This is a genomic window from Duganella sacchari (assembly GCF_900143065.1).
Lineage (GTDB): Bacteria > Pseudomonadota > Gammaproteobacteria > Burkholderiales > Burkholderiaceae_D > Rugamonas > Rugamonas sacchari.
Genome location: NZ_FRCX01000010.1, coordinates 163821 through 177725 on the forward strand (window position 1 = coordinate 163821; position 13905 = coordinate 177725).

A 13905-nucleotide genomic window follows, 5' to 3' on the forward strand; every position below is an offset into this window, starting at 1 on the left:
ATCCTTGAATTCCTGGCGACAGGCCCTGCCCGCTCGCCGTCCAGCATGCTACACCATCCCGCCGCCAGGCCAAAGGGCCGGCTCACAACATGGTTACTAAGGCAATTTTAAGAAAACCACTTTACTATCACACCCAGTCAAACGTGCTTTCTCCAAACACTTGACCAAAAGCCCCGACAGGTCCCCCGCCTGATCGGGGCTTTGCTTTTTGGGCTATTTGCAACACAAGTTCCACTCTGACAACGACATTAAACTGAGTTCATGCTACCTTGGATGCAATGAAGTAAATATTAATTCTTCGGAGAAACAACATGATTGCAAAGATCTCGCTCAAGCTTGCCGCCATCGCCGTCGTTGCAGTACTGAGCAATGCCGCAAGTGCCGTTGAAACCAACCTCAGCGGCCAATACGCACTGACTTCCAGCGCCACCGCCGTCGTCGGCCATAGCAATCAGTTTGTCTTCGATTATTCCGTGACCAACCTGGGCCAGGGCTACGCGGGTACCCAGACCGGTCTGGATGGCTTTACCATCTACATTCCGACCGGCGCCCAGGTGCTCAGTGTCACGCCCCCAACGCCCTACGTTGGTAACCCAGGCTTCTGGAGCACCGGCGCCTCGACCGGCCTGGACCTGGCCCTGGGTGGCAGCAATACGACACAGAATATGGTCGCACCGGCCGGCTATCAAGCCTTCACCTTCTGGGGCCAGTACACGGAATCGGTCTACCAGCAAGGCAGCACCGCGCACTTCAGCATCACCTTGGGCAATGTTTCGGTCGGTAACAATACCGTCGGCATTTCTAGCTACTACGGCAACTACGGCGTTCCCTCCGGCCAAAGCTTTGTGAACAACCAGTACGGCAACTACACCACCTTCACCACGAATGCCCTGTCGGCCGTGAATGCAGTACCGGAGCCGGAAACCTACGCCATGATGCTCGCTGGCCTGAGCCTGATGGGTGTCATTTCCCGCCGTCGCCGCCCGCAGTAATTATTCCCTGCATCAATAAAAAACGCGCTACGGCGCGTTTTTTTATGCCATGATGCGGCTTCAACAATAAGGATTTAACATGGTTAACTACATCATCCGCGTTTCTTATACCGCGCCTCAGGCCGACACTTATGACCGTCTGAACGTTGAGCTGGCAAAATACAATGTCGCTGGCGCCATCAAGGCCGACGACGGCAAAGGCTACTACCTGCCACAAGGCGAGTACTGCTACAGCGGGAATGAAGCCATCAATGAAGTGCGTGACGCGGTGTACCGCTTGTCCAGCACCGTCCAGGACGAACCGCAAGTACTGGTAGTGGAAGTCACCACCCTGTCGTGGGCCGGCTTCAAACTCATCGAAGAAGCGTAAGCCTCCGCTTTTTATCGACGGGCCGCAGCTTTCGCAGCGGCCTTGATATCCGCGCAAGACATCGGCTGGCCATTCTTCACAGCCTCCGCCTCCAGCTGCTGGCATCCGTGATAGTTATGCCAGAACACCACCACATACCCCGCCACACCCAGCACCACAGCCACCATCGCTGCTGCCAACACAACCTTTATCGTTTTTTCAGACGCCATCATTCCACTCATTCAGAAAAACTGGGATGGTAGCATGTGCTTGAGCACAAAACGGGAATAAAGACCCGCTATTCAGCGGGCCTTGGCGGAATACGCGGATATTAGAAGTGTTTCAAACGCCATTCGCCGCTACTGCTCATCGTGGAATCCGATGTTCCGTTCATCGTCGCAACATCCGTAGCCTTCCCCTTGTAATGCGTGAGATAGGTCGGGCCAAAAGACGATTTAACGGTAAAATCTGCATTACCATCCGTGTCAATACGACCGCTTACCGGCAGACTGACGTTCGGGAAATATCGAGATCTACAACTTCCGCGAATTGTCCCAGTAGCTTCGATATAGATCAAGCAACCGGTCGATTCATCAGAAGTAAACGTATCTTTCCAGGACCCCGCAAAGCGCTCGACGCCCGACTTCAGCTTGCCCGTTGCAGCGGTCGAGTAGCTTACTAATTCATCCGTCACATTACCGCTTTTTCCACCTAACACCCCAACCGGAACGACAGTTTCGATATTACATTTTACGTTCATGCCAGACGCCACATCCCGCCAGCAAGTGCCTCTTCGGGTAATCGTGCCGTCTAATTTCTGTAGCGAAGTCTGGAAAACCACTTTAATCGTGTTAAAGCTACCGGCCGCTACTTGAATCGTTTCAGCTGCGACAGCTGTGCCCCTGGTTGTCAACTGGCCTGGCATGTCAAGACCGCTGCAACGGCTACCCTTATTGATCGCCGTGGTAGTTTCCCATGACTTATCGACTGTCACGGTCGAAGGGATCTCATTCCACGGTTGTGCATAGACATACACGCATCCAACCAAAGAGTCTTCCACGTTCACTATGCCACCATCAGCAAATTTTACTTGATTGCCAGCATTGAAATACGGAGACCCCCATTGGGTTAACTGAGTGGCGCTAGCACCGCCAATGGGGAAATACGATGTGTACAGAAAATATTCCGGCGTCAAAATAGGGCTGACATTTGCGTCAAACAAACTTTGATGAGGAGCAGTGGAACGGTAAGTGTAATAGTCGCCGGCTGTCGGCAAAGGTTGAGTGCTTGATTGCGACACAGTTGGTATTGAAGGTGTCAGTGGTACATCAGAAGATGCACCACCGGCTGATCCACCGCCACCACACGCAGTTAGCATGCTGACCACCAACATTGAGATTGCTAATTTCATCATAAAATTTTTATCACCCTGATTGGGACTTAATTTCCCATGCATAAAATATATATTATATTTACAATGTTACTAAATTGCAATTTTCGCTAGCCGCCGAGCGTCGCTACAGCAGCAAGCATTCTGCGATGTGTTTCTCGGGCTGTGGCATATAAGCAGACAAGGCAATTGCCGTGACAACGTGGTCGCTGAAAGCTTTTCAGCTGCTAAAGTGCGCGGGAATATGCTGGATAAACACGAATGATCTGTGCATCGTGCGTTGCTGTATAACGAATAGGAAGGGGGGGGGGGCTGGTGCCTCGAGCCGGAATCGAACCGGCACACCTTGCGGTGGGAGATTTTAAGTCTCCTGTGTCTACCAATTTCACCATCGAGGCCCACACAAGCCCAATATTATGCCATGAACCAGCCGTAACTGCCAGACAACTATTAAATCCGATAACATGGCATCATTGTCAAGATCGATGCCATGAGGATGTTTATGACTGTTCTGCGCCGCCTGTTGTGCGCCATATTGCTGTTGCCGTTGTTCTGCCCCGCGCTGGCGGCCACTGCGCCAGCGCTGCCCCTTCCTGCCCAAACCACCGCGCCAGCCGCGCCGCCGCAGGCCAAGCTGGTACTGGCCGGCCGCACCATCTTCGTGTTCCGCACGGCCATGGCAGGCTTCACGCCGGACGACCGTTCAGAAGGCGCGCGCAAGCGCCTGGATGCCGCACTCGCCCGCAACGGCGCGCAGCAGCCGGGCATTCATCCCATCAACGAAGGTACGCAGGTGATGCTGGACGGCGCGCTGCTGTTCCTCGTCACGCCAGCCGACACCAACCCGCTGGCCGGCGACACCACCGACAGCGTGGCGACGGAAAGCGCGGCGCAGCTGACCAAAGCCCTGGCCGAGCGCCGCGAGCAAGCCAGCCCGCGCTATCTGGCGATTGCCGCCGGCTTGTGCGCCATCGCCACGCTGGCATGGCTGTTGGTGCTGCGCGGGCTGCATCTGCTGCACCGCTGGGTGGGCATGCGCTCGGCGCAGGCGATCAGCCGCCGCCTGAGTCGCGTCAAGGTGAAGAACGTGCGCGTGCTGGATGCGGAGCATTACGTGCGCTTCATGCGCCATGCTGTACATCTGCTGATTTGGGCGCTACGCCTGATTGCCACGTATCTGTGGCTCGCTTTCATACTCGGAAAAATCCCCTACTCGCGCAGCTGGGGTGAGCGCTTGCAGGACTATCTGGTTGACATCATCAGTGGCGTCGCCACCAGCATCGTCAACGCGCTGCCGGGACTGGTGCTGGTAGCAGTCATCATCGCCATTGCGCGGCTGGTGATGCTGACGCTGGGTTCCATCTTCCAGCGCGTGGAAAGCGGCGAGCTGCAGGCGGGCTGGCTGGACAAGGATACCGCCGCGCCTACGCGCCGCATCGCTAACGTGGTGATCTGGCTGTTCGCGCTGGCCATGGCCTACCCTTACCTGCCGGGTGCACAGACTGCCGCTTTTCAGGGTTTGTCGGTGCTGGTCGGCCTGATGGTATCGATAGGCGCCTCCAGCATCGTCGGCCAGGGCGCCAGCGGCTTAATCCTGATGTACGCGCGCACGCTGCGCAAAGGCGAGTATGTGCGTATCGGTGATGCCGAAGGCACGGTAGTGGAGCTGGGCATGTTCGAAACACGTCTGCGTACCGGTCTGGGTGAAGAAATCGCCATGCCGAATGCCTGGGTGCTGTCCAACACCAGCAAAAATTATTCGCGCGTGCTGGAAGGCGCGGGCTTTGTGGTCGATACAAAAATCTCCATCGGCTATGACACGCCGTGGCGGCAAGTGCACGAGATGCTGGAACTCGCAGCGCAGCGCACACCGGACATCGCAAGCACACCCAAGCCGTATGTGATGCAGACCGCGTTATCGGATTTCTATGTCGAATACAAGCTGGTTGCCTATGCCAACGCAGAAGCTCCGCGCCAGCGCGCCGAAGTGCTGAATCGCCTGCACCAGCAGATCAACGACGTGTTTGCCGAACGGGGGGTGCACATCACGTCACCACACTTCATCCAGGACTACACGCCGCCAGAGCAGGCCTAATCCTTGAGGCGGTCACGCGCGACTGGTGGCAGGCGGTGTTTGAGCAGGCCAACGCGCTGGGCGCGGTAGATGCCGTTGTGGCCGGAGAACAGATAGGCCACCACGCACGCCAGCGCCGCATATGGTCCGATTTCCGGCCCGAATAGTTCAATCGCCATGATGGTTGACGCCAGCGGCGTGTTGGCGGCGCCCGCAAACACGGCCACGAAACCCAGTCCCGCCAGCAGTGCAAACGGCAGATGCAGCAGCGGCGCCATTGCGTTGCCCAGGGTCGCTCCGATGTAGAACAAGGGCGTGACCTCGCCGCCCTTGAAGCCACTGCCCAGCGAGCCTACCGTGAAGATGAATTTGCCGAGGAAGTCCCAGGGCGCCAGCGGCTGCTGGAAGGCTTCCACGATAACCGGGATACCAAGGCCGATATACCGTGTGCCCAGCCACCACACCGCCAGCGCAACGGCCGCGCCACCCAGCATGGGGCGCAGCGGCGCATACGGAATATAACGCTTCATGAATGCCGATGCGGCATGCGTGGACTTGGCGAATGCCATGCCTACCAGCCCAAACACGATGCCTGCGGCCAGTACTGCCGCCACGCTCCAGAAAGTCACCGGCGCGATGCTGCTAATGGCGTAATGCGTATGGTGCACGCCCCAAGCCATGCCCACCTGGTCGGCGACAATGGCCGCCACCATGCACGGAAAAATGGCGTCATAGCGCAGGCGGCCGATGGCCAGCACCTCCAGTCCAAAAATCGCGCCGGCCAGCGGCGTACCGAATACGGAGGCAAAGCCGGCGCTGATACCGGCCATCAGGACGATGCGGCGCTCGGCGTGGCGCAGGCGGAAGATGTGCGTCAACTGGTCGGCCAGCGTGCCGCCCATTTGCACGGCTGTCCCTTCACGGCCAACCGAAGCGCCAAACCAGTGCGAGACAACGGTGCCGATCAACACCAGGGGCGCCATCCGCAATGGCACTACTTTTTTGGGGTCGTGAATTTCATCGATGAGCAGATTATTCCCCGCCTCCACGCTGCTGCCAACCTTGAGGTAGATCCAGCCAACCACAAAGCCGGCCAACGGCAGGAACCAGATGATCCAGCGGTGCGCTTCGCGCCAGTTGGTGGCGAAATCCAGCGCAAACAAAAACAAGGCCGAAGCCGTGCCACTCAGCACGGCGACCAGGCTGGCGAGCGTGAGCCACTTGCCGATATAGGGCAGCAGCGCGATTTGTTCCGGGTAGCGAGTTAGCTTCATAGAGCTTTGCATACTAACAAATCTGCCGGGACGGATCAAATCGCGCGCCACCCACTCCTTCGGTTAGTGATGGTGATGCATGTCGCCGTCACGTTTCACATCCATTGCCTCGGCAGGCCTGGATGGCGGCGCACCGGGAGCGCGTGGCGCGGCCGGCAGTTCGCCCGTCCATTCACGCGCCACTGTGCCTTGTGGATGCTGGTACCAGCCCGGATCTTTGTAATCGTTGCGCGCCAGTCCCTCCCTGACCTTCAACACCGTGAACATGCCGCCCATATCCAGGCTGCCGAAAGGTCCGCGTCCCGTCATCATGGGCAGCGTATTTTCCGGTATCGGCATCTGCATATCGCCCATCGCCGCGCCCTTGTCGCCCATGACCATATAACCCGGCACCAGGTTATTGATCTTCTGCGCCACGCCGCTGTGATCCACGCCAATCATGGTCGGTACCGAATGGCCCATCGCATTCATGGTGTGATGCGACTTATGGCAATGGAAGGCCCAGTCACCCGGTTCATCGGCCACCAGCTCAATCGCCCGCATCTGGCCAACCGCGACATCCGTCGTCACCTCGGGCCAGCGCGCCGCCGGCCGCACCCAGCCGCCATCCGTGCCCGTCACCTCGAAGGTATGGCCATGCAGATGCACAGGATGATTGGTCATGGTCAGATTGCCCACGCGGATGCGGACACGATCGTTCTTGCGCACCACCATCGGATCAATCCCCGGGAAGGCGCGGCTGTTGAAGGTCCACAGGTTAAAGTCCGTCATCGTATTGATCTTCGGCGTATAGCTGCCAGGATCGATGTCGTAAGCACTCAGCAGGAAGACGAAGTCGCGGTCCACCGCGTGCAGCTTGGGATCTTTGGGATGCGTGACCCAGAAGCCCATCATGCCCATCGCCATCTGCGCCATTTCGTCCGCATGCGGGTGGTACATGAAGGTGCCTGCATTCCTGGCGACGAACTCGTAGACAAAGGTCTTGCCCGGCGCGATGCCAGGCTGGGTCAGCCCCGTCACGCCATCCATCCCGTTGGGCAGACGCTGGCCGTGCCAGTGCACGCTGGTGTGCTCAGGCAGTTTGTTGGTGACGAAGATGCGTACCCGGTCGCCCTCCACCACTTCAATCGTCGGCCCCGGACTCTGGCCGTTGTAGCCCCATAGATTGGCCGTCATACCGGGCGCGATCTCACGCACGACCGGCTCCGCCACCAGGTGAAACTCCTTGACGCCATCCTTCATCCGCCACGGCAGCGTCCAGCCATTCAGCGTGACGACCGGGTTGTACGGCCGGCCATTCGGTGGCATCAACGGTCCTTGCGTGGCGGCAGACGACTGCACCGGCGCTTCCGGCACCGACGCCGCGCCAGCCTTGGTCACCATGCCAGCGCCGATCAGGGTCGCCGCTCCACTTAAAAAAGATCTGCGGGTGGTCATGGTTGTACTCCTTTATTGGTAGGCAGACGGCCGCCCAGCGCGGCCTCCAGGTTGGCTTGCGCGGTCCAGTAGTCTTTCAGCGCGGCGATGTAGCCGCTGACCGCAGTAGCCTGCTCGCGCGCGTCGGCCAGCAGTTCAAAGACGCTCATCAGCATGCCGTTGTAGCGCAGCAGGGTCTGATCCGAAATCTGCTTGCGCAGCGGGACCACCTTGTCGCGGTAATGACGCGCCAGATCATACGAAGCACGGTAATCCGCATAGTTTTCACGCGCCTCGCTGCGTGCATCGACGGTAGCCTGCGCCAGCAGATTCACTGACTGCATATAGGTCGCTTCCGCACGCGCAACACGCGCCGAGCCCCAGTCGAACAGCGGGATTTCCAGCGACAGCTCATAACCACGCGTCGCCGTTGCACCTTCGCTGTTGCGGACTACGCCCAGATCCAGCACATTGATGAAGCGTGTAGTCCTGGTCAGCCCCAGTGTCGATGCCGTTTGCTCGGTATCCAGCCTGGCCGCCTGAATATCCAGACGTTCGTTGAGCGCGGTCTGCTCAATGTCAGCCAGCTCGCGCGGCGCGGTCGGCAGCTCGGGCAGATGATCCGGCAAACGGTAGTTCACGGCCTGCTCACCGCTCAGGCCCAGCAAGCGCGTAAGCTTTTCACGTGCCGCCACCGCTGCCTTCTGCGCATGGACCACATCCGCCAGCGTCTGCGCGTGGTACGCCTGCTCACGCGCCTGATCGAGCGAACTCCAGTTGCCTGCCTTGCGCATGCGTTCCGCCAGTTCCGCGCTGGCCTGGGCCGATGCCTCGACCTGCTGGGCGTAACTGGCCATCTGCGCCGACGCCACTGCGTCCACCCAGGCGCGGCGTGTGTCCGCCGCTACTTTCAGCGCCTCGTTTGCAACCAGCAGTTTGCTTTGCTCGTAGCGGCGGCCTTCGATACGGCTGGCCATCGGCGCCGTAATCAGGCCGATGAGATTAAAGGTCAGCGTGCGTTCAATGCCAACCTCGCCACCGCCATGGCTACGCTTAAAGTCGAGCACCGGATTTTGCAGACGGCCAGCCTGCACCAGGTCCGCCTCTGCCACACCGAGCGACCAATAGCTGGCTTGCAAACCACGGTTGTTCAGCAGTGCGATCTGCACCGCGTCGTCGGCAGCCAGCGGCTGTCCCAGTTTCTCGTGAATGACGGCCGCCAATACGCGTGCATCGTCGTCATTGCGCGGCAGATGGCCAGCGACACTGGCCTTGGCGCCGGTACGCGCCTCGCTCACGCCAGCGGCGGCGCCAAAGCCGCCATCGCCGGACAGCGATGCGCAGCCGCTCAACAGCAGCACCAGACTGGCGCCACCGGCGAGTTTATACAGACAATTCATGTCCTATACCTCAAAAATCGTTACAGGGAGATCAAGCTCGCAGACGGAGCTTGGGTGTCATCAGGCGTAGCGGCCTTGAGGAGGACGTTCAGGGTGGGCCAGATCGACCGCGGGAAGAAAATCAGTGTAGACGACAGCAGCGGAAAGCGCCGGCATCACCGGCGCGGGCAACGTCAGCGCCAGAACCGGCGCGGCTGCGGCGCAGCATGCCGAGCCACTGCACTTCATGCTGGAGTGACTGGATGACTTGTCGCCATCATGCTGATGTGCGGCCTTGAGCATGGCCGCATGATCGTGCGGACCGTCTGGCATCACCATCGCGTGGGTGCTCACCGGCGCCGGAACGACGCACAGCAGCATCTGCGCCGAAGCGTATCCCTGGTAAGGGAGCGCCAGCAGCATGAGCCAGACGACAAAGGATCGCAGCAGAACAGTCATGCGGCTATGGTAACACAAGCCGCAGCAGCCGTTCAGGCCATGCGGACCAGCGGGTTGGCGATGATGTTGTCGATTTGCGTAACCGCTTCCTCGCACGCGGCAGTCAGCGCGTCGTCCTTGTTGGCGCGGACGAACTGCATGGTGGCGCCTTCAAACACTTCTTCGCCATCCGCTGTCTTGCGGGCGAGGTCGCAGCTGGCGCTCCATTGATGGTCGCCGGTGGGCAGCACGGTCGGGATGATCTCCCAGCCTTTGTAGTGAAGTTGGTCCATGATAGCCTCCTGATCTTGCAAGAAGGCTATCACGGCAGCGGATTGACCGGCGCACGCATGCCCCGGCCTTGCCGCTGGCTTAGTCCTGCTGCGGCGCGACGCGGCCGATGTTCTCATCCATATTGGCCAGATACCAGGTCAGCGACGTCATTACGGCAACGTGGCGTTTCAGCTCATATGGATTCACCTTGTCCAGCGTGTCCGCTGGCGTGTGGTGATAGTTGAAGTAGGCGCTCGAATCCACCAGCGGCTCGAACACCGGCACGCCGGCGCGTTCCAGCGGGCCGGTATCGGCCGCGCCGGCAATGTCGCGGCGTTCAAAGATGCCGGCGCCAATCGGCTCCAGCACATCCTTCAGCGGTGCGAAGTACTTCACCATCGGCGGCGTAACGCTGCCGATGAAGCCAAATGGACGGCCACCGCCGCTGTCCGACTCGATCGCGGCAAAGTGTTTATCCAGTTTGTCCTTGTTCGCTTCAAAGTAGGCCTTGCCGCCACGGGTGCCGTTTTCCTCGTTCATCCAGGCGATGACGCGGATGGTGCGGCGCGGTTTCAGGTTCAGCTTTTTAAGCGTATCGATCACGCCCATGGCGCCCGCCACGCCGGTGCCGTCGTCGTGGGCGCCGGTCGCCAGGTCCCAGGAATCCAGGTGGCCGGAGACGATCACCACTTCGTCCGCCTTGTCGGTGCCCGGCCAGTCGGCGATGACGTTGAAGCTATCGGCATCCGGCAGATTTTGCGGCGTCAGCGTCAAATGCATTTTCAGCGGACCACGGACCGACAGTCGGCTCATCAGCATGGCGTCTTCCGAGGTCACGGCTGCGGCAGGAATGCGCGCGCCCTCAACCACGCCGGTAGCGCCGGTGTGCGGGATGCGGTAGTCAGCGCCGCCGACCGAGCGCACCAGCGCTGCCGCTGCACCCATGTCCGCCGCCAGCTTGGGACCGGCAAAACGGAAACCGGCGCCATGGCCGTACGCTGGGCCAGCGTGGCCACGGTTGGCCATCTCCTGGTCGAACGCTACGTCGAACAGCACGATGCTGCCTTTGACTTGCGCGCCCTTGGCCTTCAGTTCTTCAAAGCTGCGGACGATGACAACCGGCGCAGTCAGGCCAGCCGCCGGCGTCGCACCGGAGCCGCCCAACGCGGTCAGCACCACTTTCTGCGTGATGCCTGCCGGACGGCCGGTGTATTCCACCAGTTCCGCCGATTCCGCACCGCGCACCCAGTGCGGCACTTTCACAGGCTGCAGCGTCACCTTGGCGCCCAGCTTGCGCATGGCGTCCGCCACCTGCTCCACTGCGGCGGCTGCACCGGCAGAACCGGACAGGCGCGGCCCCACCAGGTCAGTCAGATCGGCCAGGCGTTCATACGCCCAGTCGCTTTTCATGGCATTGTCGCGGATCTGGGCCAGCGTGGCAGGATCATTGGCAGGGGCAGCGTAAGCGCCGACGGCGAGCAGGCTGGTGGCCAGAACGGTCAGCGACAGGGAGTTCTTGATGACGGATTTCATGCGGGTCCTGTGTTATAAAAAGAATGGGTAGCAAGATCGTCTTAGACGATAACCTATCATGATGAACTTGTCATCCTGTTGATTTGCTATCCCGCTTACTCTACGATATAACTTCAACTGCCAGAAGAAAGCGCCTATGCTCAAGGGTCAACTCTGCACCGTCCGTCATCTGCTGACCGCCGATCTGAATACCTTTATCGCATTGGTCAACGACCTGCCCTCGCGCGGCGATTATTTTTCCACCCAGTTCAAATCGCCGGAAATCATGCGCAAGGAGTTTGTGCAGAACAGCTTTGTCACCGAAGACAGCGAGCTGTTTGTGATCGAAGACGCGCTGCATCACATTGTCGGTGTCATCACCCACTTCAAAAGCCGCACGCCGACCACCCGCGAAATCGGCTACCGCCTGTTCGAGTCCAAACTGGGCGGACGCGGATTTGTCACCGAGGCGTGCAGGCTGCTGGTGGATTACCTGTTCAACGTTCACCAGTACCAGCGCCTGGAATTGCTGACCGCACCGGAAAACGTCGCCTCCGTGCGCGTCGCGCAGAAGTGCGGCTTTCAGGCGGAAGGCACGCTGCGGCAGGCCTTCTTCATCAATGGCCGTTATCAGGATGTTACGGTTTTCAGCCTGCTGCGCCCTGAATGGGAGGCGCAGCGCCGCCCATCATGAATTGTTACAAGGCATTACCGGCCAAGCCACTTTGTAAGCATGTGTATAAGGCGTGGTACTTTTCCTGCTGCGGTTTATAGTGGAGTCACTGGCTAACGCATTCATTCCGATGCAGGCCACAGCAAGGGGATTACCATGTTGAGCAAAAAAATGATGGGTGTAGCGTTACTGACCGTAGCAGCCGTATCGTCGTCGGCATACGCAGGCGACCGTGATTTCAACACGGTGGCCGGTGCTGTGGTCGGTGCAGCAATCGGCAACAGCGCTGGCGGCCGCGATGGCGCCATTGTCGGTGGCCTGGTCGGCGCGGCGGTCGGCAACAGCATCCGCACGGATGACCGCTACTATCGCGGCCGTGACCGTGGTTATGTAGAGACCCGCGTCTACACGCAGCCAGCGCCGGTTTATTACGAGCGTCCGGCGCCTGTCTACTACGAACGCCCAGAGCAGGTGTACTACGCGCCGCCTCCACGCTACTACGCACCGCCTCCACGCGTGATCTACGTGGAACCGCGCCCTTACTATCGCGGTGATCGCTGGGAACACCACCACGGTCGCTGGGATCGTTGATCCGGCAAGACAGGACAGCCAAAGCATGCTTTGGCTGTTTTCTTTTCAGGGCTGGCTTTTAAGCAGCCGGACGTATGCAGGATAGTCGGCAATCGTATTGTGTCCCGCGCCGTCCACGACCGCCAGCTCCGCCACGCCCTTGGCGAAATGGGTGTGCAGTGCGCGACTGCTGCTTGACGGGATGACCTTATCCTGTTCCGCCATCACGATCAGCGTCGGCGCCGTAATCTTCGCCGCGTACTTCCACGATTCAAACTTGTCGCGCAAAATCCAGCGCACGGGAAAATACGGGAACCGCGCCACGGCCAGTTCCTGGATGCTGTTGTACGGAGTGACCAGTACCAGCCGCGCCACCGGCCGCTCGCTGGCCAACTGCACCGCCACACCGCTCCCCAGGCTACGGCCTATCACTGTGATGTGACCAGAATGGTGTCGTCACCGGCGGCCAGCTTTAACAGAGGCACGTCCGGTCTGTGCCGCTGCTGGGGGAAATAAATAAACGATTGCTGCATGAAGTACAGCGCCACACAAACGACTCCATACACCATCGCCAGAAAGATCAGCAGCCTGCCCATCACTTTCCGCAGTATTCCGAGCGTTTGGCTGGTACACGCAGGACCTGATCGACATAATAGGTCAGCGCAGCATCCACGTATTTCGGATCGGGATGCATTGCAGCGAAAGCGGCTCCCTGCTGCCGCCAGATTGCAACGCAGCTAGCCGTACCCGCAGTGCTTTCCGCGCACGCTGTGAAGGCGTCAAAAGCCTGCCGATAGCTCGAAAAAGCAGCGTGGTCCATCGGCAAGCCATGACCCGGAACCAGGGTGTGGAAATCAAGCTGGTCTATCTCGGCCAAGACCTGGCGCCAGCCTTCGGTACATCCGGTATCAAAGAACGGCAGCGGCACCACCACCAGGTCGCCAGCGAACACCGTCTTATTTGCCGGATCATGAATCCAGACATCGCCCTCGGTCGCGGCATACTTCGCCAGATGCAGACGCAATTCACGTGCGCCCAGCTGTATTGACATCGGCCCTTTTACCGGCTGGTCGGGAATCAAATTGGCTGGATCGTTGATCGCCTCCAGATACAGCCGCGCATCGGTCTTGCGCTCCTCCGGCGCGGAGGGATCGTCCAGCAGCGCTTTTGCCTGCTCGATGTTTTTGGCCAGGAAGCCCTTCAACGCCCCCTCCACCGCCGTACTAGCATACAGTCTGGCGCCGGGATAAGCGGCGTGGATACGCGCATTGCCAGTCGTATGATCGAGATGCCAATGGGTGTTGATGATCGCGGTGATCGGCTTGTTCTTCGCCTTGGCCACTGCAATAATCTGATCGGTATGCGCGGGATGGCGGCCAGTATCGATGACCAGCAGCTCCTCAGGCCCCTCAAGCACAATCGAATTGCCATCCGGCTGAACGCCCTTGGGCACTTTACCTTCAATAAAAGTGTACGGTGCCGCCATCACAGGCGTCGCCGTCAGTCCGGAAATGAGTGCCAGCGCCACGATCAACTTCATCCCCTTCCTCCGTAGTTGGTGCGCC

16 protein-coding genes and 1 tRNA gene are annotated in these 13905 nt (G+C 59.5%); 5 read left to right on the forward strand and 12 right to left on the reverse strand.

Annotated elements, in window-relative coordinates:
- Positions 1-311 precede the first annotated feature (311 nt).
- Positions 312-992 carry a PEP-CTERM sorting domain-containing protein gene (locus tag BUA36_RS31320; protein ID WP_084560280.1) on the forward strand — a complete coding sequence of 227 codons (681 nt, stop codon included), beginning with the start codon at positions 312-314 and terminating at the stop codon, positions 990-992.
- A 79-nt stretch (positions 993-1071) separates the two neighbouring features.
- A complete protein-coding gene (locus tag BUA36_RS21920; RefSeq protein WP_072787451.1) occupies positions 1072-1362 on the forward strand; it encodes a hypothetical protein in 291 nt (96 codons plus the stop codon).
- Positions 1363-1373: 11 nt separating this feature from the next.
- On the opposite strand, the gene BUA36_RS21925 is transcribed toward BUA36_RS21920, so the two are convergent.
- The 3 genes from BUA36_RS21925 to BUA36_RS21930 form a co-directional block, all read right to left on the reverse strand.
- Positions 1374-1574: a hypothetical protein gene (locus BUA36_RS21925; protein ID WP_072787452.1), complete on the reverse strand. Its 201-nt coding sequence runs from the start codon at positions 1572-1574 to the stop codon at positions 1374-1376.
- 98 nt (positions 1575-1672) lie between these two features.
- Entirely contained in the window at positions 1673-2755 is a 1083-nt protein-coding gene (locus BUA36_RS30430) for a hypothetical protein (protein ID WP_139260661.1), read from the reverse strand.
- Between the two features lie 289 nt (positions 2756-3044).
- Positions 3045-3129 (reverse strand) — tRNA-Leu (locus BUA36_RS21930).
- Positions 3130-3233: 104 nt separating this feature from the next.
- Between BUA36_RS21930 and BUA36_RS21935 the strand changes: the two genes are divergently transcribed.
- Complete coding sequence (locus BUA36_RS21935; protein WP_072787453.1) at positions 3234-4826, forward strand: mechanosensitive ion channel family protein; 1593 nt, start codon at positions 3234-3236, stop codon at positions 4824-4826.
- On the opposite strand, the gene BUA36_RS21940 is transcribed toward BUA36_RS21935, so the two are convergent.
- The 6 genes from BUA36_RS21940 to BUA36_RS21965 all read right to left on the reverse strand — a co-directional run bounded on the left by BUA36_RS21940 (position 4823) and on the right by BUA36_RS21965 (position 11118).
- Complete coding sequence (locus BUA36_RS21940) at positions 4823-6079, reverse strand: voltage-gated chloride channel family protein (RefSeq protein WP_072787454.1); 1257 nt, start codon at positions 6077-6079, stop codon at positions 4823-4825. The two genes, BUA36_RS21935 and BUA36_RS21940, sit on opposite strands and share 4 nt — an antisense overlap.
- A gap of 63 nt (positions 6080-6142) precedes the next feature.
- The gene (locus BUA36_RS21945) at positions 6143-7516 is read right to left on the reverse strand and encodes a multicopper oxidase family protein (protein WP_072787455.1); all 1374 of its coding nucleotides are present in this window, start codon (positions 7514-7516) and stop codon (positions 6143-6145) included.
- Positions 7513-8895: a TolC family protein gene (locus tag BUA36_RS21950; protein ID WP_072787456.1), complete on the reverse strand. Its 1383-nt coding sequence runs from the start codon at positions 8893-8895 to the stop codon at positions 7513-7515. Before BUA36_RS21950 ends, BUA36_RS21945 begins: the two co-directional genes overlap by 4 nt.
- Before the next feature lie 60 nt (positions 8896-8955).
- Positions 8956-9333 carry a hypothetical protein gene (locus BUA36_RS21955; RefSeq protein ID WP_072787457.1) on the reverse strand — a complete coding sequence of 126 codons (378 nt, stop codon included), beginning with the start codon at positions 9331-9333 and terminating at the stop codon, positions 8956-8958.
- 32 nt (positions 9334-9365) lie between these two features.
- Complete coding sequence (locus tag BUA36_RS21960; RefSeq protein ID WP_072787458.1) at positions 9366-9605, reverse strand: hypothetical protein; 240 nt, start codon at positions 9603-9605, stop codon at positions 9366-9368.
- A gap of 79 nt (positions 9606-9684) precedes the next feature.
- Positions 9685-11118, reverse strand: coding sequence for a M20/M25/M40 family metallo-hydrolase (locus tag BUA36_RS21965; RefSeq protein ID WP_072787459.1), 1434 nt, complete (start codon positions 11116-11118; stop codon positions 9685-9687).
- A gap of 136 nt (positions 11119-11254) precedes the next feature.
- Here BUA36_RS21965 and BUA36_RS21970 point away from each other — a divergent pair, with 136 nt between their 5' ends.
- Together BUA36_RS21970 and BUA36_RS21975 are read left to right on the forward strand one after the other, a co-directional pair.
- On the forward strand, positions 11255-11791 hold the full coding sequence (locus tag BUA36_RS21970) for a GNAT family N-acetyltransferase (RefSeq protein ID WP_072787460.1): 537 nt from the start codon (positions 11255-11257) through the stop codon (positions 11789-11791).
- Between the two features lie 135 nt (positions 11792-11926).
- The gene (locus BUA36_RS21975; RefSeq protein ID WP_072787461.1) at positions 11927-12361 is read left to right on the forward strand and encodes a glycine zipper domain-containing protein; all 435 of its coding nucleotides are present in this window, start codon (positions 11927-11929) and stop codon (positions 12359-12361) included.
- Between the two features lie 45 nt (positions 12362-12406).
- On the opposite strand, the gene BUA36_RS21980 is transcribed toward BUA36_RS21975, so the two are convergent.
- The 3 genes from BUA36_RS21980 to BUA36_RS21985 are packed head-to-tail and all read right to left on the reverse strand — an operon-like array spanning position 12407 to position 13880.
- Positions 12407-12772 (reverse strand): alpha/beta hydrolase, encoded by a 366-nt coding sequence (locus BUA36_RS21980; RefSeq protein WP_072787462.1) that lies wholly within the window; start codon positions 12770-12772, stop codon positions 12407-12409.
- Positions 12769-12936, reverse strand: a complete 168-nt coding sequence (locus BUA36_RS30795) for a hypothetical protein (RefSeq protein ID WP_167544323.1) — start codon at positions 12934-12936, stop codon at positions 12769-12771. Before BUA36_RS30795 ends, BUA36_RS21980 begins: the two co-directional genes overlap by 4 nt.
- Positions 12936-13880: an MBL fold metallo-hydrolase gene (locus BUA36_RS21985; protein WP_072787463.1), complete on the reverse strand. Its 945-nt coding sequence runs from the start codon at positions 13878-13880 to the stop codon at positions 12936-12938. The genes BUA36_RS30795 and BUA36_RS21985 overlap by 1 nt, the downstream gene beginning before the upstream one ends.
- Positions 13881-13905: the final 25 nt, after the last annotated feature.

Bases quoted from the DNA above. Each gene is read 5' to 3' on its own strand.
- BUA36_RS31320 (WP_084560280.1), top strand. From the start codon at position 312: ATGATTGCAAAGATCTCGCTCAAGCTTGCCGCCATCGCCGTCGTTGCA.
- BUA36_RS21920 (WP_072787451.1), top strand. From the start codon at position 1,072: ATGGTTAACTACATCATCCGCGTTTCTTATACCGCGCCTCAGGCCGAC.
- BUA36_RS21925 (WP_072787452.1), bottom strand. From the start codon at position 1,574: ATGATGGCGTCTGAAAAAACGATAAAGGTTGTGTTGGCAGCAGCGATG.
- BUA36_RS30430 (WP_139260661.1), bottom strand. From the start codon at position 2,755: ATGATGAAATTAGCAATCTCAATGTTGGTGGTCAGCATGCTAACTGCG.
- BUA36_RS21935 (WP_072787453.1), top strand. From the start codon at position 3,234: ATGACTGTTCTGCGCCGCCTGTTGTGCGCCATATTGCTGTTGCCGTTG.
- BUA36_RS21940 (WP_072787454.1), bottom strand. From the start codon at position 6,079: ATGAAGCTAACTCGCTACCCGGAACAAATCGCGCTGCTGCCCTATATC.
- BUA36_RS21945 (WP_072787455.1), bottom strand. From the start codon at position 7,516: ATGACCACCCGCAGATCTTTTTTAAGTGGAGCGGCGACCCTGATCGGC.
- BUA36_RS21950 (WP_072787456.1), bottom strand. From the start codon at position 8,895: ATGAATTGTCTGTATAAACTCGCCGGTGGCGCCAGTCTGGTGCTGCTG.
- BUA36_RS21955 (WP_072787457.1), bottom strand. From the start codon at position 9,333: ATGACTGTTCTGCTGCGATCCTTTGTCGTCTGGCTCATGCTGCTGGCG.
- BUA36_RS21960 (WP_072787458.1), bottom strand. From the start codon at position 9,605: ATGGACCAACTTCACTACAAAGGCTGGGAGATCATCCCGACCGTGCTG.
- BUA36_RS21965 (WP_072787459.1), bottom strand. From the start codon at position 11,118: ATGAAATCCGTCATCAAGAACTCCCTGTCGCTGACCGTTCTGGCCACC.
- BUA36_RS21970 (WP_072787460.1), top strand. From the start codon at position 11,255: ATGCTCAAGGGTCAACTCTGCACCGTCCGTCATCTGCTGACCGCCGAT.
- BUA36_RS21975 (WP_072787461.1), top strand. From the start codon at position 11,927: ATGTTGAGCAAAAAAATGATGGGTGTAGCGTTACTGACCGTAGCAGCC.
- BUA36_RS30795 (WP_167544323.1), bottom strand. From the start codon at position 12,936: ATGGGCAGGCTGCTGATCTTTCTGGCGATGGTGTATGGAGTCGTTTGT.
- BUA36_RS21985 (WP_072787463.1), bottom strand. From the start codon at position 13,880: ATGAAGTTGATCGTGGCGCTGGCACTCATTTCCGGACTGACGGCGACG.